Source organism: Oribacterium sp. NK2B42 (assembly GCF_000424445.1).
Taxonomy (GTDB): Bacteria; Bacillota; Clostridia; order Lachnospirales; family Lachnospiraceae; genus Oribacterium.
In genome coordinates this window covers 40,852-60,085 of the sequence record NZ_AUJX01000025.1, presented here as the reverse complement: position 1 = coordinate 60,085, position 19,234 = coordinate 40,852, and the positions used below count along the sequence as shown (strand labels likewise).

Genomic DNA, 19,234 nt, shown 5'->3' with positions numbered 1-19,234 from the left:
GCATCTGAAGGATCAGTTCCGGGGCCTTCATACATGCCTGCTTCCGGATTTTTCCTGCAAGTGTACGGCCATCGTATTCCTTTGCTTTGGAAATGATCAGTTTCTCATTCCCAGAGGACAGCGGCGCAAAATCGACCGGAACGTTGGAATAGCCATCCGTCCAGAGCAATGTCAGGATGCGATAGCCCAGTTCATATTTCATGCTGACATGGTTGAAGAACCTGCTTACCAGTTCCGTCTTCTTCCCGGATTTCTGGAAAGGTGTATCATCAATGATGAAGAATTCTTCCCGATCATCGGAAGTAGCAGGCCGCATGAATTCAACTACAAGCTTCTGCGAGAGAATGCGCAGGAACTTGTGCCAATTGATCGAGGAATTATTGCAGAACCGGCGGATTGTATTCTTGGAGAATGGCTCTTTATAAGCACCGACACGCATGGACATGTATGTGCTTAACGGCTGGAACATCAGCGTTACCAGGTAGGCAAACAGCTGGATCACCGAAAAGCCTTTCTGCTTGTAACCATTGCACTGTTTCAGAATATCAGATACCTGATATTTTCGGAGGAAAGAACCGACTTCGTTCGTAGCATCTTGAAGCAATATCTCAGACTGTGATATAGTATTCATAGCGTAGCACTCCTATGTTGTGAATGTTTTTGTTAGCAACTTAATTATATCACAGCTGGGTTGTGACTACGCTATTTTATTGTTGGAAACCCGCTTAGAATAAGGCTTTCCGGCACTTATTCATGTGGGAAGTATTAGTAATATACACCTATACAATATTATAATAGTTTTGTTTGTTTTTACAGTAAAAATATGTCATAAATGGTAGATAAATGGTTTATTTCAAATTAAGCAAAACCTTTAAAAAGATCAAAAATAGACAGCTACGTTTCCTGCCAAAATGCAGATAAAACATAGCTGTCTTTTTTTAATCATCCATTGTTATGGTGTGAATGACATCATATACCATTTTTTGAATCAATCCTCAGCCTTGTGAAGCTCATACTCATTCTCGAAATACTCATCCAGACACTGAAGGTTCATGACTCCGTCCACGATGGATACCTTGAAGGTTGAGTCCCTGAGGTTACTCTTCTCGAAATCTACCTTGAGAGTATCTTCTTCTAGCTCATAGTCGAAGCTGTAGCTGTGCTCCGGAAGTACCAGAGCCCCTGATCCGCTCTTTGTGAAGCGGTAGGAAGTGATGTCATCGATGCTCCAGAGCCCTTCCGTGTCCTCCATGGTAAGGTACTCCTTTTTCTTTTCTGCCAATGTCTCCGCCGGTGCCGTCGTCTCTGCAGGAACAGTTTCTTCTATCAGAGCTTCTGTCTCAGCCAATGTTTCCTCTGCTGTAGTCTCTTCAAGGTCTTCTGTTGATGCTACAGTTTCTTCGGATTCAGGAGCTTCGCTGGATTCATCTGTTTCACCATCGGTTTCTTTATCTGAATCATCCTTGTCTTTATTTTCTGAATCTGATCCATCTTCCGAAGCAGCTGCTTTACCTTCTTCAATCTGTTCCGTATCATCAGTTGAATCCTTATCTGTATCTCCTGATTTATCATCAGTTGAGTCCTTGTCTACATCCTTTGATTTATCATCAGTTGAGTCTTTATCCGCATCTTTTGACTTATCATCAGACTTACCATCTGACTCATCCTTGCCTGACGTGTCTTTTTCACCGGCTTTATTATCCGATGTTGAGTCAGACTTATCTGAGCCTTTATTTGAATTATCAGTATCCGTACCGGACTTGTCTTGGTCTTTGTTTACAGATTCTGAGTTGTCTGTATCAGAGCCCTTTTTATCAGTATCATCATTCCCGGTATCAGTATTCTTCTCTTCCGACTTTTTCTCATTCTGCTGAGAACTGTTTTCTGTATTTTCATTGACCTGATTCTCGGTGGCATGGGCATTACTTCCTACCTCTCTTACCATCTCTGCAAACTGGAATATATGCTTCTGCTACAATTCTACAGGGTATCCCATCATCTTACAATCGTGGTTTTACAACTCTGCCCTGCTCATATACGCTTCCATTCCGCATAGGCGAAGCGGCTCTTTGCGTATCACCTCATAATTGAGCCCAACCGATTTCAGCTCGTCGAGGAACACGTTCAGGAATTCCTCAGAAGAAAAACTCTGGATGAAAGCCACGAAAAAGTTGTGATTGATACAGGTGATCTCACAGCCAACATCTATTACATCCGGATGAGTCAGTAAATATAGTTCCTCTATATAAGGGTCCAGCGGTCCGAAAGTTCTGTTGTTGACGTAGGAAATGCTGAAGGTCCAGCGCGTCGCGCCTGCCGCCTGCGCCATCATTCCGGTCTTTACATCCAGCGGCACCTGGTCGAGTTTTGCGTAAAGTGCTTTCCGTTGCTTCATAGCCCAAAGGGAGTTTTCCGGCTGGGTCTGCAGGAGCATTTGTCCACGGGCTCCGGTGCAGGATTTCATCAGGTCATCAAGATTCCGGTCTCTTGGAAAATCCAGTTCCACAACGTTGGCGAATAAGCGGTAATTGTCATGGTTTCCCAATATCGCTTTGTGATCAATCGCAACGGTAGCACTGATCGTCTTTTCACTTGCAGGATCATAGTGCCGTATCGCCCTTGCGAGTATCACAGCCAGAAATGCGTTGGGACTTCCGTCTAAATCCCTGCAATACTGCATCAGCTGCGCCTCTGAAAGTTTGATGCAGAAAGTACGTGCATCATGCTCCGTTCCTTTATTCAGGCGATAGAAGTCCTTTACCGTCTCCCTGGTATATAACGGCTCTTCTGCAGCGTCAATATTCAAGTCGGCAAAGGGATTTCCTATCTCAGACTCCGGAATTATATCTCCCGGCAGACGGAATCCCGAGGGGTCGAAGGTCTGTCCAGTTTTGCGGGAAAGATAGAGGTACAGCGCACTTTTCACATAGGGCAGCACACCTGCACCATCCGTTAAATAGTGGGAAATCTCAAACGCCATGCGATTACCCTCATATTTCCACGCCGCGAGATGATAATTGGATTTCTCTGAATTCAGTTTGATCGGCACCCAAGTATTCCGCACCGTCATGGGAAGCGCGTTAGGCTCCGGGAAGATATCGTTTTCTCTCACAACGGCCTGCACATAAAAGTATGGGAACCTTAGGCGCAAATCCTCTACAACGTCTCGCAGAATCTCTCCATCCACCGCTTCCTTCAGAACGGCAATTGCCCCCATCGTGTTGGGATGATCTGGTGTGGATAGAAAAAGCATTGGCTCAAAAAACTCTTTCATTTGCTGGTTCTCCTTCAAATCCCGATTTATCTCATTAACCAATTAGTTAAATCTAGTACTTTTATTCCTTCAATGTCATAGTTATCATGCTTTGTATTCGCTATCAAAATCTTTGGATATGCATCTTTTATCGCTCTTAGTGGAGACAACTCTCTTTCTAATGTATCTGAATCAGAAATATTATCTGATACTTGGATATACAGCTTCTCATTTTGTTTCATAGCTACAAAATCTATCTCCTTCTGATACAACTTGCCAACATAAATCTGGTAACCCCTCCTGAGTAATTCTAATGCAACTATATTTTCATATGCTCGTCCATAATCCATATTTCTTGTTCCAAGCATTGCATATCTAAATCCTAAATCGCTAAGATAGTACTTATCTGATGTTTCTAAATACTTTTTTCCACGAATGTCGTATCGTTTTACTTTATAGAACATAAATGCACTGCAGAGATACTTCATATAATTTCCTATTGTTATATGATTCGTCTCAACCTTATTTTGCTTAAAAACATTACTAATCTTACTAGCAGATGTCAGATTGGAAATATTATCCATCATATAATCTGTTAAAGAATCCAAAAGCGCCTCTTCCTTAATACCATACTTGTCTACAAGATCACGTTTTATAATTGTAGTGTAAACATCCTTTATATATGATGCCTGATCCTCTTTTTCGCTGTACACATATGACCCAGATAAACCACCACTCATAACATATGAATCCAATACATTTGCTGTATTAGAATCATATCCATAGTACTCACAATATTCAGCAAAACTAAATGGATAAACAGGGATTTCTATAAATCTCCCCGTAAATAACGTCGATAAATCTGAGCTTAGCAAAAATGCATTGGAACCTGTAATATAGATATCGTATTTTCGGCTGTTATATAAACTATTGATAGCAAGCTCAAATTTTTCACACATTTGAACTTCATCTACAATAATGACATTTGTTTTACCATCAATGTATTGTCCTTCGCAGAAATTATAGAGTTCCTTATATGTTTTTAAATCATCGAATTTTAAATCTGCAAAATCAACGTATATTATATTTGTATCTTCGTTTGTGCGTATCCATTCCATATATGCTCGCACCAACTCAGACTTTCCTGAACGTCTCAACCCTGTTATTATCTTTATATCAGGAGTATCCTTTAATCGAACGAGTCTATCCAAATAATCTTTTCTTTTAATAATCTTCATACGGGTTCCACTTTCAAAACTTTAATTTCTTTTCACTTTTGAAAATATTGTATCATTCGCTTTCAAAACTTACAATATTTTTCTTTTTTGAAAATAAGCAAAAAGCAGCCAGTCCAGTATCAGGCGGCAATATGTCCGTCAAGCTTGCTTGTAAGGACATATTGACATCTGATACTTCACTATATAGAAAACATCCCGGATCATGGCGCTCGCCTTGAATCCGGGATGTTTTTCTAACCTGTGTTTTTTCGTCTGCAGTTTTCCTTTTTACTGTAGTAACTACGCTTATTCTCGTACATCATCGCATCTGCTATAGAAATGAGATTATTGATGTTTCCGGGATTATCTTTTGCTACAGCATAGCCTGCGGATACACTTATGCTGTCTATATGCTCACCCCTCCAGGAGGCAACGATATCATTGAATCCAACCATCGCTTCATTAAGGTAATCCGGATCAACCTCTAAAAGAGCCACAAACTCATCGCCACTTATATGATAACACTCTCCGTAATCACTAAAGGCTTTCTTCAGGCATTCTCCGGCACCCTGCACCAACTCATCACCGGCCTTATGCCCCAGACTGTCATTGATACGCTTAAGTCCGTTCACATCAAATACCACTGCGGTAAGATTATCCGGAAGCTTATCAAGACTTTCATACTTATCAAGTACATTACTGTAGGCAAACCGGCTTTTCAACCCCGTCATCACATCAGTTTCAAGGAGCTTTTGCTTCTCAGAGAGATCTATCTCGTTTTTACGAAGATAATACTCCTGGTACTGAACAAACAAAAGCATGGTTCCGTAAGTTATGGCAAGGCAGATGGTACGCATTTCATTGCCGAAAAAAACCTGAAGTCCGATACCTGCAGCCACCATCAAAACGATTGAAATCGTAGATCTGCCATAGGTGTTTGACGAATCCCTTAAGACCTTTAAATAAGCCCATAGAACACTTACAAGGGCAGAAACAAATACCATTACATATACTGAGTAAAAGGCACCATGATGGTATACATTCTGTGAATCCACATAATATATGGAGCCGTTAAAAGCCGAAATTATCTCTGCTATGGAATTACTTGCAATCAGCAATCTGAGATAATTTAACAGCCTGCTTTTTGGCATAACGATCTCAACCAGCCTCAACCCCAGATAGGGCGTCACAATATAATCAATTGCTTTCATCAATACATGAAGAGGTATCGTCCAGGCAGGCGCTCCGTTCAGCGCAACTCCTCCCCATTCTGCAAGCATAGCAACTATTATCACCAAGTAAGATACGGAAAACCTCTTTCTTGTATCAATATCAATCTGTTGATTGTCGTGAATCATTCTCGCAAACATCAGCAATGTGGCACACGACAAATAAATCACTGCTGTATAGTACCCCATATTTATCACCTTAAAAATTCCTAAAATTTAATCAAATTTAATGATTTGTGAAAATATTTTATGCCTTTCACATAATTCTTGTGTATTTTAACACTAACAGATCGAAAAAAACAGTTAAAAATATTTTTCTGCCGTGATAATCTCCGATAAGTAAAAGTTGAGTTATGATACGGTTCATGTGAGGTTGAGTGATTTTACGTTCCTCTCTTACGTTGAACGATTTTTCATTTCTGTCAATAAGTGAGTCTTTGTACGTTTACATCCAAAGGGTGAGTGATTTTACGTTTTTTATGATCTGTAGCGGTATATGTCCGCATCAGTACATGTGAACAACTCTTTTTCAGCCGTTTTTTCATTAATCACTCCCGCCGGAAATACCGTAGCTTTGCCAACATATCCGTAATTTCACTCAACCAACACGTACATTTACTCATCCCTTCCGTAAAATCACTCAACTTCTGTAATTTCGTTCCATATCATTTCAGCCATTGAACTCAGAAAACGAGGTCTGCCGACCGGGCTTTTTACAGAGGATCTGAAGAATATTCAAAACTTATTATTTTGATGATATAAAAAATCAAACCTTATAATAGGTAAAGGTTCCCTCCGCAAAGGTCTCACCGTTATCGTCCTTGATGGTAACTCTCATCACTACGATAGCGCCGCCGTTTCTTACAAGCTCTGCTGAACCATAAAGATATCTTGTGGTCTTGCTGGTAAGGAAATGAAAGTCACTATCAAGTGTTACCAGAGGATCCGCATAAAGACGGGCATTGGCACCGCCTGTGGTATCTGCGATGGTGAACAGCAGCCCGCCGTGTATATGTCCGCTCCCATTCATATGCATGGGTAATATTTCTGTCCTGGAGGTTATGGAACCATCCCTCGCGTTTTCTTCAAATTCAATGCCGCAATGCTCTACGAACCGGCTTCTGGTGTAGTAATCAATGATATTCTTTCCTGTCATATGTCTCTCTTTTCTTTACGTAAAAATGCTCAACTTAAATCAGCAGCACATCGACCGGACGCTTTATACCGGTTAATGTGCTGCTGACATGATAACATAAATGGCATTAATATATAAAGGTTTTAATCCTCGTACTTTATACCGTATTAAGAGTTCAGCTTACAGAACGGATAATGTTGTGAATATCCGTTCTGTAAGCTCTTTTAGTACCGTTGGATGCTTTATTAATGTACGTTTCAATGAAAGGATAGTTTTTTGTGTGGGAACATCAGCATCACTCTTCATTCATTGACTTCTGCTCAACTGATTTGATCCTGTCAGACTGATCTACAGAAAGATCTTCTTTATTAAAGGTATCCGAATCAGGGCAATACATTTCAAACTGATTCATCTTGCTGCCTTCAATCATACCTGAGAATCCCGTGAGACCAAGTACATGTCCGCCCTTTGACGTATCATCAGAGATAAAGTGGAAGTGCCAGCCCGGAGTATTCAGGGTTCCCATATATGAAGGGAAATAAATAGCCACTATGGTTCCGGATACATCCTCATATGAGAATTCCCTCTGGTCTGTCTTAAGCGCGGCATCCAGTGTCTTATAAGGTTTCTCCTGCTTAAGCTCACTCCTTACCTGAATATCCTCAAAATCACCCTCAGCTTTTATAAAGTAGAACTGGTTACTTCCGTTCTCCTCTACGATTTTGTCCAGCTGATCCTTCAGGTCATCAAGATTCTTTGCGGAAACATCGTCTATTATCAGATCCTGATTAAAGTAAGCAACCGTAGCAAAGGGAACAGTTTCAGCATCATCAGCCTCAACAACAGAACCATCACCCAGTGCCTGATACATAACACCGTCAAGATAGATCATCTCCCCGTTAACACCCTCGAAGGTGCCAATGCCTATGTCACCATGCTTTTTCAGTTCCTCCACACTGATGACTCCGTCATACTGCCCTATGGTAAGTGACTGAAGAAGTGCCACCTGAAATACTTTTTCTGTTTTCTGTTCCTGTGAGCTTTGGAATTCAAAAAATCCGGGAATCATTTCCGGTCCTTCTGATGGATCCCAATCGGGAGCATTATAAAGGCTGAAACTACCGTATGAGCCATAATCCTCGGCATCATCAGGAAGAGGTACGCCTATAAACGGCTTCGCCTCCTCATTTTCGTCAATGATACAGAATCCGAAGAATGGTTTCTGGCCGCGATACTCTAATCTGTAATGTTTGCCCCCGTAAGACATGTCATCTTCATCTCGATCATTGAAACGGCAGCCGTCATATGGCATGTAGTCATCATGGAATCGACAACCGCCGTATGGCATATCATCATCACGATCATGATAATGGCCGTATTTTCCCTCATTTAAACGGTCTTTACTCCAGGAATAGTATTCCTCTGACTTAGCTTTATCGGACGAATACTTTTTCCTGTTATTCTTATTTCTGTCATGATCCTTCTTCTCCTGACTTTTCTTCTCTTGATTTTTCTTCTCTTGATTTTTCTTCTCTTGATTTTTCTTCTCTTGACTCTTTTCGCCTTTATCCTTTGTGTCTGATTTTTTCTTCTCTTTATTTGCTTTGTCAGAAGCTTTTAACTTCGGTGTTTCAGATTTAATAACCTCAGTTTTATTATCTTCTGCATATATTTTTTCCGAGGGCTTCTCTTTTAAAACCTTCTCCTCGGATTTCACCTTTACGGGATCCTCCGGCTCCTTTATCGGATCATCCTTGTCACCGGACTCAGCCGGCCTTTTTGAAGCAGCTTTAACAACATTCGATTCTGATACAGCGTCGTAAGCCGATTTCAGTATGCCCTGTACATCTTTCACTTTATCCTTATCAAGATTATCGAGGACATTTTCAATATTGTGTGCAGCATCCGAAATGTTCACCTTTACAGATCCGAAAACACCCTGAGGAGCGGAACCAACGGATGTTGCTGCTACAGCAGACGATAAAACCAATGCAGCCAGTCTATTCATAACATTTACCTCTTTCTATAAATCTACGCCATCAGGCGGAGGCATCAAAAAATTTCCCGAGACCTGTGTCCTCCGCAATACTCTCCTTTGCTTTTTTGTCAACAGGATACTTTATCTTTGTAGATGTCTCACCGCCTGCAACATAGGTTGTCCCGCATTCAGGACATATTGCAGTCTTTATGGAAACCGACGCCTGCAACACCTTACCATTTGACTCCTTCGCCTTCTGGTAGGCATTGGCAACATGCTCCTGCTCATGAGCCCGAACCTTTGCGGGAGCGTCCTTGACAGAGATGTGGGCAGCCGACTTGAAGGAAACGTCCATTTCATTGGATCCGTCCTGATACTTGCGGTTTTTGCAGGTCTGACACTCGGATGGTGCGCTTAACCTGCCCGGCTTAATGGTATCCTCGCTTTTATACACAGAGTTTTGGTCGTTACCAGACATCATCTGTCTGTAATTCAGAGGATTCCGGGCATTCCCATAGTACGCCCGATAATATCCCTCATAGGGATCACTATTCGTTCTTCCTGTACCAAACGCACCGATAGGATTCACAGCCATACCCTGCTCCTTTCTTTCAAGTATACACTTCTACATAGAACCGATCCGCGCAAGGCGCTCCCACGATTCTCACACATTCCGTACTCCCGGTCCGCTATAGCATCCTTCCTTGCTCCATGTGGGGCGTGTCATGAAGTCTGTCTTCCACTTATGTAAACATTATACCATGACTCACCGACAGTCTGTAAATACCGTTCAAGCACATATTTCCGCATTTTAAGAGGTTTTATACATTTTTCAGAAATTCGATGAGTCAGCTGATCTGTTACCTGAAATGTGGATGACAGCCAATGTTCATCTATAAAACCACTCTTGATTCTTATAATAACCACCCCACCTGCCGATATAGAAGTATCGTAACTTGTGCTTTACATAAATATAAGGAGCTTCATGTGAACGAGAAGGCCAATGAAAGACAATTAAATATCATTTTCCTCCTGATCATCGGCACCTTCACCCTGATCCTTCTTTCTTTTGCATATCTCAGCAACAGTCTTTCCCTGAGATATCTGGAAACAGATACAAAGATGATCTCCCATGAACTGGCGCGTATTCTGAACGAAAAAGCCACAAGTACTTCATCCTCAGATAAGGACACTGAGCTTGCAAAGTACTTTGAAGATCAGTCTTCCGAGTATACAGATGAGGGTTTTTCCCTGTGGCTGCTCGATTCCTCCGGTGATATCGTGGCAGAAGCCCCCGGTAATGCCATAGAATTCAAATCATCCTTCCTGGACTCTGTAAAAGAGCCTGATAAGCTTTTTTTTGATGCAAATACCGGAGGAAATTCCCTATTTTTTGCTGACAAAACCATATATATCGCACGAATATTCAGCAACGGGAGCTATAGCCTCATCCTGGAAAATGACGGCTCCAAGGAACGGCAGATACAAAGGATGCAATATGTTGTGATCTTTTCTATCGGTGTAATTTTGATCATTACACTTTTAGTTCTTATTTCCAACATGTTCTCCCGGTACAAGAACAGGCTTTTGCAGCTTGCCACTACCGATGAGCTTACGGGTCTTGCCAACAGAAAATACTTTACTGCTGAGTTCAATCGCAGAATGGTCTTAAACTCCGATGAATCCGGTAAATATTCAATATTCCTTCTGGATATAGATTTATTCAAACAGATCAATGACAAATACGGCCACGCCGCCGGTGATGCCGCCTTGTCAATGCTTGCAGCATACATAAAGACCATGGTATCAAAGGCAAATGGCTTTGCCGGAAGATGGGGTGGTGACGAGTTCATCGGTGTCATAAACCTGCCCTCAGCCGAAGCAAAAGCTTTACTCTTTGAGCTTTGCAAAAATATACAACAGGATTCACCGAAAAAAGAAACTCCGTTTACCATAAGTGTCGGTATAACATCTGTACAAAGCGGCATGACACTCTCCCATGTCTGTGAAAATGCGGATCTCGCTTTGTATGAATCAAAAAAGAACGGAAGAAATACTGTTTCTGTCTTTTCTGATGCCATGGCAAAAGCAGAAAAGGACATCTCCGTTATCGCCAATGTCAATACGAACCAGCAGCAGAATCTGACAGAAACCATGTCTCTTGACATAGATACTACGCTTAAAGCAGAACCACAGGAAACAAGGCTCAGCCTTAAAGAGGTTCTGAGAGAAAGATTTCTGCCCGGGATCATATTCGCCGTTAAGTGGATGACTCCCTTCGTGGCTGCAGGAGGTATCCTTATCGCTTCGGCATTCCTTTTTGATGCCGCAAGCTTTGACCTCTCCAAACTATCAGTTGACGAAAGAGCTTCCTTGGGTTCAATGACTTCCATTTCCACCTACATGAAATATCTGGGGGATACAACCTTCAATTTTATGCTGCCTGTTTTTTCGGCCTTTATGGCATACAGCCTGGCCGGAGAAAGTGCCTTTATGGCAGGACTTGTAGGCGGTTATATGGTGATAGATACCAATTCGGGATTTATCGGAGCAGCTATAGCCGGTCTTGCTGCCGGAATCATCAGCAGAGAGATCAACATTTTTACAGACAGGCTTCCGAAATTCATCCGGGGAGCCGCTCCCATAGTTATATATCCCATATTCAGTCTGACCATAGTACAGGCAATTTCAATTTTCATGATAAGACCGACAACGGTTGTACTGGGTTCAGTATTTAACACAATACTGGACAATGCGAAGCTCATCAGCAAGCCCCTTACCTGCACGATAGCTGCCGGGATGATGTCGGTTGATATGGGTGGGATCATCAACAAGATAGCTTATAACTACGGACTTGCATCCATTGATGCAAGGGACACCATGATTATGGCCGCAGTAATGGCCGGCGGTATGGTTCCCCCTATAGGCATCGCCATCTCCATAATGCTTTTCAGGGATAAGTTCTGCACTGATGAAAAGAACGGCGGAATCATGGCGCTCTTTATGGGTCTTTCCTTTATCACAGAAGGAGCACTTCCCTTTGTGATCACTGATTTTATAAGGGTAATCCCCTCCTGTATTGCAGGCTCTGCGGTTTCAGGATTAATGTCTTCAATATTTGGCTGCAGTCTTCCTGCCCCTCACGGAGGCATATTTGTACTACCCCTTGTGGAACATCCTCTGCTTTACATGTTATCAATTTTAACCGGTTCCATGGTCACTGCCATTATCCTTGGATTTTTGAAGAAAAAGGAAGACACCTAAAAATATGGTTTAAAAAAGGCTCCTGATATAAGATGTCAGATCATCTTATATCAGGAGCCTTTTCCATCGTGATTATGACAACGCCTTATGCTTCCTCTTATTTTCATAAAGCATGGTATCTGCCTCTTCCATATATGAAGAGAATATTTTCATGGTATCGGAATCCACAGTAAATTCACGATATCCGATAGATATACGCAATTTATATGGTTTATCGCTTTTCGCATTGACCTCTTCCATGAGTTTATCTACCCTTGAAATCATTTCCCCGGGGTCAGAAATCTGTGAGCCGCCCAACATGCAGAAGCCCAAAAATTCATCTCCACCCTGCCGACCTACCAGACCACCTGCAAAAGCCTTTGCAAGAACCTCTGCTGTACTTTTTATTGCAAAATCCCCGTCATCGTGACCATAGGTATCATTGATATGCTTTAAATCATCCATATCCATATAGAAAATGGCAGCTTTACAATCAGTTTTATTCTCTGAAAGTATAGAGTTCACCCTTTGTTCCAGATTGTTCATGAAACCTCTGCGGTTAAAAGCTCCTGTCAGCTCGTCATGCTCTGATTCCCGTGAAAGACGCAGATTATTACGATTCAATACAGCTATAAGCTCCTGCTCATTCTGTATAAGTCTGATATGCTGCACGCCCACCGCCATCTGGTGATAAACTCTGACCAGCTCAGTAGAATACATGAAGCTTGGTCCTGTTATGAAAACTCCTACCATTTCACGACCGGTAAGTAATGCTCCAACAGTAAAGCTCGGATTCACCTGAAATGCTGTCTGTTCAGGCGTATCCGGTGACATAAAGCTTTTTACAATCTGATAAAGCTTATATGTCTTCGGTTTATCCGAAACATTGATCTCTCCCCGGGACAGTGAAGCCTCAAGAAGCAGAGTATCTCCCATATGCAATGAATTGTGAAAATACTCAACAGGTTCAGGAAAACTCAGAAGAGCAGCATCCTTAACCCCAAGCTTGATAAGATCATCAAACATTGCCAGAAAAGCTTTTTTTCTATCCAGGGAATTCATCAATGCATCCATCGTTATGCGGGTAATGTAGTACTGTCTCTTCTGGCTGTGCCATAGTCTCTGTTCATACTGCTCTACTATATTCTTTCTGATAATGCGCTGAAACATTGCCTGCTCATTCAATATCCATATCTTTTCGTCTCCCTCAAGTCGGGACACCGCATAATCATAACAATCCGTAACTGCATCACCGAATTTCCTTAAGGAGAAATAATCTCTGAAATCGTAACGAAAAATATCGTCGATATCGTCCTGCCCCGTGAGATGAACGGAGCCTCTTTGTTCCCCGTCCATAAGTATGTTATATATCTTTTCGACAAACAACTTAAAGCGAGGAAGGCATTCCTGCTTTAGTTTTTTTGAAGCAGTTTCAGCCACGTCCTCCATCATTTGCTTTGCCATGGCTTCTCTGTCAACCGGTGTCTGTGCCATTAGCTTTACAAGATCGGAATTATTATCGGTCACCTTTTCTCCGCAGGAAAGTCTGTGTACAAAAATGCTTTCTATTACTTCTGTTTCCTGCGGTTTACCTTCGCATAAACGAACTGCTTCATAACCGGCAGCATATGCCATGTCATACGCCGAAAGACGCACAGTGGTAAGAGGCGGAGTCATTTCGGCAGCAGATGAAATATCATCATACCCTGTTACAGCTATATCTGAGCCCGGAGTAAGTCCGTGCTTTTTCATGACGCGATAAACAGTTTCCGCCATATGATCCGATGCACAGACAACAGCTTCCACATCGGGATTGTTGAGAAGAAGCTGCTCCACCACGTCGTCACAGTCACCTGAATATATTCCACGTGCAAACATATGGTCTTCAACAGGAAGTCCATGCTTATGCATCTCTTCAAAATAAACCGTTTCCCTTTCCTTTGCCCCAAAGCTCGTGGCAGGTCCACTTAAAAAACAGATCTTTCTGTATCCGTGATCCTCAATAAGATGTCTTATTAACTGACGTATTCCCGGTTTATTGTCTTTCCTGATACATCTGTAACCCTCATGAAATTCCTCAATCAAAATAGTTTTTTCCGGATTGAGCAATTTCACATAATCCATAGCGTTGACATTTGTTGAGGAACGTGAAATAAAAGCATTGACAACACCCACCGGAACAATATACGCATCAAATTCCATTCTGGCGGCCAATGCAAATGCCACATGAATATAGTTCTCCGGCCATTCAAGAAAGTTATTCGACGGCAAAAGATCCATAATATTTATGAGATTATGACCCTGCTCTTCTATTGAGTTTCTAAGGCCATTCTGAATTCCTAAAGGATAGCCCAGGGTCTTATGGGCTATTAGGTAAGCTATATTAAATCGTTTGCTCATATCATCTCACTCTTACTAAATACTCTACATATAATACTCACTCTATCATTATAAAGGTCGACAATAATAAATTAAATACAGATATCAGAAAAAATGCTTCCGACGGTTATCCTTCACGAACGCAGTATTCAGTTTCATCGTAAGACACAAAAATGACACTGTCAACTAATGCTCTGTGCTGTTCCGCCTGGCTGTCAAGTACCTTTCTGATGAACCAAAGGGGACGGAGTCAGTGGGACATTTTGTAAATGCCCCATTGACTCCGTCCCACTGGTTCATCATTAAACTTACGGATCCTGATTCATCAGCCTTCTTTTATCAAAAACTCCTTCACTTACCACAACCATAAGGTATATCACAGTGCTTTTTTATAAAGCATCACACAATCCTTAAGGTTGGTCTGTCTGGGATTTGCAAGGATTCTTCCTGCCTGATAATTCAGCTTTTACGCTTTATATACCTCCTCACCATCAACAATCGTAGCAAGGCATCTTGCCTTTTCAATCTCTGACATATCATCGTGCATAAAATCCTTGTCCATGACAACGAAGTTGGCAATTTTTCCTATACTGATCGATCCCATCCTGTCCTCTTCATGCCACATATAAGCCACATTACTCGTAAGCGTCTTTAATGCTTCATGTCTGGTGAGCGCCTGGTCAATATTTCTGATATAGTCATCCGGGTCTGAGGGCAGCTTCTTCAACACTCCATAGCAAAACGCCTGAATCGCGCTGAACAGAGGCGACACGGGGTAGTCTGAGTGGTTGGCAACCACGCCGCCTGCATCCATGATGGATTTGACCGGGTAGGCATTATAGGACTTCTCCTCGCCCACATAGGCAACCTCCTGTGCAAAGCCGGCAGGATGCTTGATTGCCCACATAATTCCGCATACAGCCATAACATTATATTCGCCCATTCTCTTAACATCCTCCGGAGTGACTTCCTGTAAATGCGCCAGCGCATTTCTCATATCGAAATTCCCTGTCTCGCTCTGCGCCTCCGCGATTGCGTCGATCCATGCCTTTGTGGCTCCGTCTCCGATCGAGTGAATGTGAACGTTCATATTGTGGGCTGCCGCCGCCTTGACGAGCCTTACCATCTTTTCGTGATCATCAAACCTTCTTACGCCCTTGTACCCGGGCTTGTCCACATAATCATCCAGCATCCATGCGGTGTGTCCCTCCACGACTCCATCGGCAAAGACCTTGGCGCCGATCACCTTCACGTGCTTGCCGTTATATTCCTTTGCCTCCTCCGCAACTCTGTCCATTTCCTCTTCAGGGGTATCGGTATTGTCATTAACGAAACTGCCACAATATGAATACAGCTTCAGCTTACCCTCATCGTCAAGCTCCCTGTAGGCACGCGGATCGTGACTGGTCAGAAGCTGGTATCCGGCGTCATATACACCTGTATAGCCGTTTGAAAACGCATATTTCTGGAATCCAAGCAGTTCACTTTTTGCCTGCGCAAGATCCGGCTGAACCCGCTTTACCAGATCAATGGCCGGCTTTTCGGCGAGCACACCATTCGGCTTGCCATTCTCATCAACATGGATACATTCTGTTCCCCACTGTTTCACTGCATCTTCATTGATGTCAAAGGCCTCCATGGCCTTGGTGTTGACCCACATCATGTGTCCGCTGCTGCTTTGATTGATCATAGGCTTATCCGGACAGATCTCATCCAGTTGCTTTGCATTAAGATCATATAACAGATCATCCGACCAACCCGATCCGACATAATTCTTTTTATCCCGGTTGTTGTCAACATATTCTTTTAGAATTTTCAGATAATCCTCGGGAGTTTTACCTTCTGAAAGCTTTGCCCTTCCAAACATCATATTTCCGGCAAAACCGGGGTGGCAATGTGCCTCCAAAAAGCCGGGATAAACAGAATTCGTTCCGTAATCCAAAACCTCGGTTTTATCATCCTTCAGCTTCATCGCAGCATCTTTACTGCCAACGTAAATGATTTTTTCATCACTCACCGCTATCGCCTCAGCATAAGGCTTGAATTCATCCATTGTAATAACATTTCCTAAAATAATCGTTTGTGCTTTCACTGATAAAATATCCTCCTTATCTTCTATGATCTTCTTCTCAGCTGATAATCACGGATTTGTACGAAAGGTCCGGTGAAAGTGTATAGTCAGGGGAAACAACAGTAGCATTGCTTCCATCTGCCACACCCTGTATCTTTTATTCATCCATGGAGGCATAGCCAAAGTGATATCCGCCGCCATGAATGAAATTAATAAGCGGCGTTTTTTGACCTTTACATCAATAATTATCCTTTTTTTATGAGGCAGGTCTCTCCTTCAAATGCAAAACCATACTTGTAGATGCGTTCCGCAGGGATGCCTCTGGAAAGAAGGTCTGCGTCATACTTCCTTTCGTTTATCTGTGACAGAGCATTATCCGCGGTATCTGAAAGAGACTTCTCTCCGCGTCTCTCATCCCGGACCTTGAATTCCATGATCACTGCAACATCTGAAGTGTTCTTTGGTTCCATCACCACATCATATCTTCCGTAGCCGCTTTCCCGGTTTGACTTAATGATGTAGTCTCTTGATCTATCCACCATAAGTCCGAGAACAAAGCCGTGGTAAAACCTTTCAGGATGCTTCTCGCCGGAAGGAGATGTTCCGGTATCAAAGGAACTGAAGGTGTTTAATGCTACCTGATTCATGTATCTTTCCATCTCGTACTCGTCACCTCGCAGCATGGCGGAAATGAAATCGCTAAAGGCTGTACCTTTATTAAACCATCCCTTTATAAGCTTCGCAAACATTGCCCGGACTTCCCGATTTGTGATAGACAGGGTATACATGAAGATGAGCTGTCCGTCATAGTCTTCAATCTCTTCGTATTTATCTACTTTGAGGTATCCGGATGCAAGCATCAGACTCCATAAAGCATCTCTTGTTTCATAAAGCTGAGAAAACACAATCTGTTCGTCTATCTCTGCTCTGAGCGTTCCTCCTTTTATCAAGGTTTCAAGCTTCATCTTGATGTCCGAATCTCCTTCCTGAAGAAGCTTGTTAATAAGTCCGTTTCCGCTGGTATTGACCCAATATAAACCGGTCTTCTTTTTGTCAAGATATGAAGTTACCGACCATGGATTGTAGATGTCCGAGATGTTGCCAAAGGTAAAACCATCATACCATTCTTTGACTTTTTCCTTTTCTGAAGGGTCTATCCCCTGCGTATCCATCGCATCAAAGACTTCTTTTTCTGTAAATCCAAAACAATCTGCGTATTCATCTGATGTAGTGGTTATGACATTGAGATTGTTTAGGTCTGAGAAGATAGACTCCTTGCTCACTCTCATAATTCCGGTCATCAGTCCTCTTTCAAGGTATGGATTTGTCTTGAAGGTATTGTTGAAAAGTCCTCTGATATATGCCGTCAGTTCATCCCAGTAGCCATGGATCCAGGCTTCCTGCATCGGAGTGTCGTATTCATCAACTATCACTATGCATTTCCTGCCATAGTACTTCTCAAGATATTTACATAACTGATTGATAGAGGTGTATGCCGTACTGTCAGGCATATCCATACATATTTCATCAAATACTGCGTGGTCTTTCTCGTCAAATCTTTTATCTTCAAGTATATACTTATAATCATCATACAGATTTACTATAATCTTATTGATGGATTCTCTTGTAGTCTCATAATTAACTGCCTTGACGCCTGCGAAAGACAGGAATATAACCGGATAAGTTCCTTGCAGTGCTCTGTACTTTTCATCTTCCCATATAGAAAGGCCTTCAAAAAGATCCCCTCTATCCTTGTACTTTATGGAAAAGAAACACTCTGTCATGCTCATGTTGAGAGTCTTTCCGAAGCGACGAGGACGGGTTATTAAGGTGACTGCATCCTTCCTCTCCCACCATTCCTTGATAAAATGGGTTTTATCTATGTAAAAACAGTCATTATCCCTAAGGTCATAGAAATACTGTGCTCCGATGGAAATCACTTTCGGCATGATAAATCTCCTTCATTATCTATATGATGCTATACTATCACAAAATCTATTCTATAGACATTGATGACGATTAAAAATGCTGCAGGTATTATCACGGATCAAGTCAATACAGGAAAATAAGAGTCCTGCTCGATCCACAGCTTATCCGGCTCAACCTTACATCTCAGAAACAATATCTCCACTCCGGCATTTATGGCATCATCTATGGCCTCCCCAAATTCAGGATGCATCTCCCTGTGAGGTCTCACTTCTGAAACCCCCTCCATCTGTATAACATATGCAAGGGCGGTTCTGTAACCCCGGGCTTTGGCCTTTATGAGCTCTCGTATATGTTTGACCCCACGCTCTGTAGGAGCATCAGGAAAATAACCGATGCCGTCAAATTCCAAAGTACAGCCTTTCACTTCCATCAAGAATCTTTCATCACCCTTCTCCATATAAAAATCGATCCGGGAGTCACCAAAGGTATATTCCGGGATAACCCTGTCAAAGCCCTGTGTTGAAAGCCATTCCTTCACCACCTTATTTGGTGCCTGACTGTCGATATTGAACAACACCCCTGTGCTTTTCCTCACAACCACAAGATCATATTTTGTTTTTCTTCCCAGAGTCCCCGGCGCTGTAAGCCATACCTCACATCCCGGTACCAGAAGTTCTCTGCACCGTCCCGTATTTTTCACGTGAACCGTTTCCTTCCGGCCATCTATCTCAACCTCCGCAATAAAACGGTTCGGTCTTTTCAGGAAAACTCCGGGGACTATATTTTCATAATTCATAAAT

The 19,234-nt window shown here is 42.4% G+C and carries 13 protein-coding genes; 1 reads left to right on the top strand and 12 read right to left on the bottom strand.

All coding sequences use genetic code 11. The features are described from left to right. The 8 genes from G625_RS0108775 to G625_RS22740 form a co-directional block, all read right to left on the bottom strand. A partial coding sequence (locus tag G625_RS0108775; RefSeq protein ID WP_029200826.1) for a transposase occupies positions 1 to 631 on the bottom strand: 631 nt, incomplete at its 3' end. A gap of 357 nt (positions 632 to 988) precedes the next feature. Further along, positions 989 to 1,945 (bottom strand): DUF5640 domain-containing protein, encoded by a 957-nt coding sequence (locus G625_RS0108770; RefSeq protein WP_029200825.1) that lies wholly within the window; start codon positions 1,943 to 1,945, stop codon positions 989 to 991. Positions 1,946 to 2,014: 69 nt separating this feature from the next. Beyond that, positions 2,015 to 3,274 carry a hypothetical protein gene (locus G625_RS0108765; RefSeq protein ID WP_029200824.1) on the bottom strand — a complete coding sequence of 420 codons (1,260 nt, stop codon included), beginning with the start codon at positions 3,272 to 3,274 and terminating at the stop codon, positions 2,015 to 2,017. 26 nt (positions 3,275 to 3,300) lie between these two features. Next, entirely contained in the window at positions 3,301 to 4,491 is a 1,191-nt protein-coding gene (locus G625_RS0108760; RefSeq protein WP_029200823.1) for an ATP-binding protein, read from the bottom strand. Between the two features lie 233 nt (positions 4,492 to 4,724). Then, the gene (locus G625_RS0108755) at positions 4,725 to 5,888 is read right to left on the bottom strand and encodes a GGDEF domain-containing protein (RefSeq protein ID WP_029200822.1); all 1,164 of its coding nucleotides are present in this window, start codon (positions 5,886 to 5,888) and stop codon (positions 4,725 to 4,727) included. A gap of 577 nt (positions 5,889 to 6,465) precedes the next feature. Then, a complete protein-coding gene (locus G625_RS0108750) occupies positions 6,466 to 6,855 on the bottom strand; it encodes a PaaI family thioesterase (protein WP_029200821.1) in 390 nt (129 codons plus the stop codon). Between the two features lie 274 nt (positions 6,856 to 7,129). Beyond that, positions 7,130 to 8,842 (bottom strand): acetolactate decarboxylase, encoded by a 1,713-nt coding sequence (budA, locus tag G625_RS21210; RefSeq protein WP_049895817.1) that lies wholly within the window; start codon positions 8,840 to 8,842, stop codon positions 7,130 to 7,132. A gap of 31 nt (positions 8,843 to 8,873) precedes the next feature. Further along, positions 8,874 to 9,407, bottom strand: a complete 534-nt coding sequence (locus G625_RS22740; protein ID WP_049895816.1) for a hypothetical protein — start codon at positions 9,405 to 9,407, stop codon at positions 8,874 to 8,876. A 290-nt stretch (positions 9,408 to 9,697) separates the two neighbouring features. Between G625_RS22740 and G625_RS21205 the strand changes: the two genes are divergently transcribed. Further along, complete coding sequence (locus tag G625_RS21205) at positions 9,698 to 12,076, top strand: fructose-specific PTS transporter subunit EIIC (protein WP_084152826.1); 2,379 nt, start codon at positions 9,698 to 9,700, stop codon at positions 12,074 to 12,076. A 72-nt stretch (positions 12,077 to 12,148) separates the two neighbouring features. Here the strand turns inward: G625_RS21205 and G625_RS0108730 are convergent, their stop codons facing one another. The 4 genes from G625_RS0108730 to sfsA all read right to left on the bottom strand — a co-directional run bounded on the left by G625_RS0108730 (position 12,149) and on the right by sfsA (position 19,230). After that, the gene (locus G625_RS0108730) at positions 12,149 to 14,455 is read right to left on the bottom strand and encodes a diguanylate cyclase (protein WP_029200820.1); all 2,307 of its coding nucleotides are present in this window, start codon (positions 14,453 to 14,455) and stop codon (positions 12,149 to 12,151) included. Between the two features lie 445 nt (positions 14,456 to 14,900). Next, positions 14,901 to 16,487, bottom strand: coding sequence for an amidohydrolase (locus tag G625_RS0108725; protein WP_029200819.1), 1,587 nt, complete (start codon positions 16,485 to 16,487; stop codon positions 14,901 to 14,903). A 263-nt stretch (positions 16,488 to 16,750) separates the two neighbouring features. After that, positions 16,751 to 18,454 (bottom strand): AAA family ATPase, encoded by a 1,704-nt coding sequence (locus tag G625_RS0108720; protein ID WP_029200818.1) that lies wholly within the window; start codon positions 18,452 to 18,454, stop codon positions 16,751 to 16,753. A gap of 98 nt (positions 18,455 to 18,552) precedes the next feature. After that, positions 18,553 to 19,230, bottom strand: a complete 678-nt coding sequence (gene sfsA, locus G625_RS0108715; RefSeq protein ID WP_029200817.1) for a DNA/RNA nuclease SfsA — start codon at positions 19,228 to 19,230, stop codon at positions 18,553 to 18,555. Positions 19,231 to 19,234: the final 4 nt, after the last annotated feature.

Coding starts and splice junctions, on each gene's coding strand:
- G625_RS0108770 (WP_029200825.1), bottom strand. CDS start 1,945: ATGGTAAGAGAGGTAGGAAGTAATGCCCATGCCACCGAGAATCAGGTC.
- G625_RS0108765 (WP_029200824.1), bottom strand. CDS start 3,274: ATGAAAGAGTTTTTTGAGCCAATGCTTTTTCTATCCACACCAGATCAT.
- G625_RS0108760 (WP_029200823.1), bottom strand. CDS start 4,491: ATGAAGATTATTAAAAGAAAAGATTATTTGGATAGACTCGTTCGATTA.
- G625_RS0108755 (WP_029200822.1), bottom strand. CDS start 5,888: ATGGGGTACTATACAGCAGTGATTTATTTGTCGTGTGCCACATTGCTG.
- G625_RS0108750 (WP_029200821.1), bottom strand. CDS start 6,855: ATGACAGGAAAGAATATCATTGATTACTACACCAGAAGCCGGTTCGTA.
- budA (WP_049895817.1), bottom strand. CDS start 8,842: ATGAATAGACTGGCTGCATTGGTTTTATCGTCTGCTGTAGCAGCAACA.
- G625_RS22740 (WP_049895816.1), bottom strand. CDS start 9,407: ATGGCTGTGAATCCTATCGGTGCGTTTGGTACAGGAAGAACGAATAGT.
- G625_RS21205 (WP_084152826.1), top strand. CDS start 9,698: ATGTTCATCTATAAAACCACTCTTGATTCTTATAATAACCACCCCACC.
- G625_RS0108730 (WP_029200820.1), bottom strand. CDS start 14,455: ATGAGCAAACGATTTAATATAGCTTACCTAATAGCCCATAAGACCCTG.
- G625_RS0108725 (WP_029200819.1), bottom strand. CDS start 16,487: ATGGATGAATTCAAGCCTTATGCTGAGGCGATAGCGGTGAGTGATGAA.
- G625_RS0108720 (WP_029200818.1), bottom strand. CDS start 18,454: ATGCCGAAAGTGATTTCCATCGGAGCACAGTATTTCTATGACCTTAGG.
- sfsA (WP_029200817.1), bottom strand. CDS start 19,230: ATGAATTATGAAAATATAGTCCCCGGAGTTTTCCTGAAAAGACCGAAC.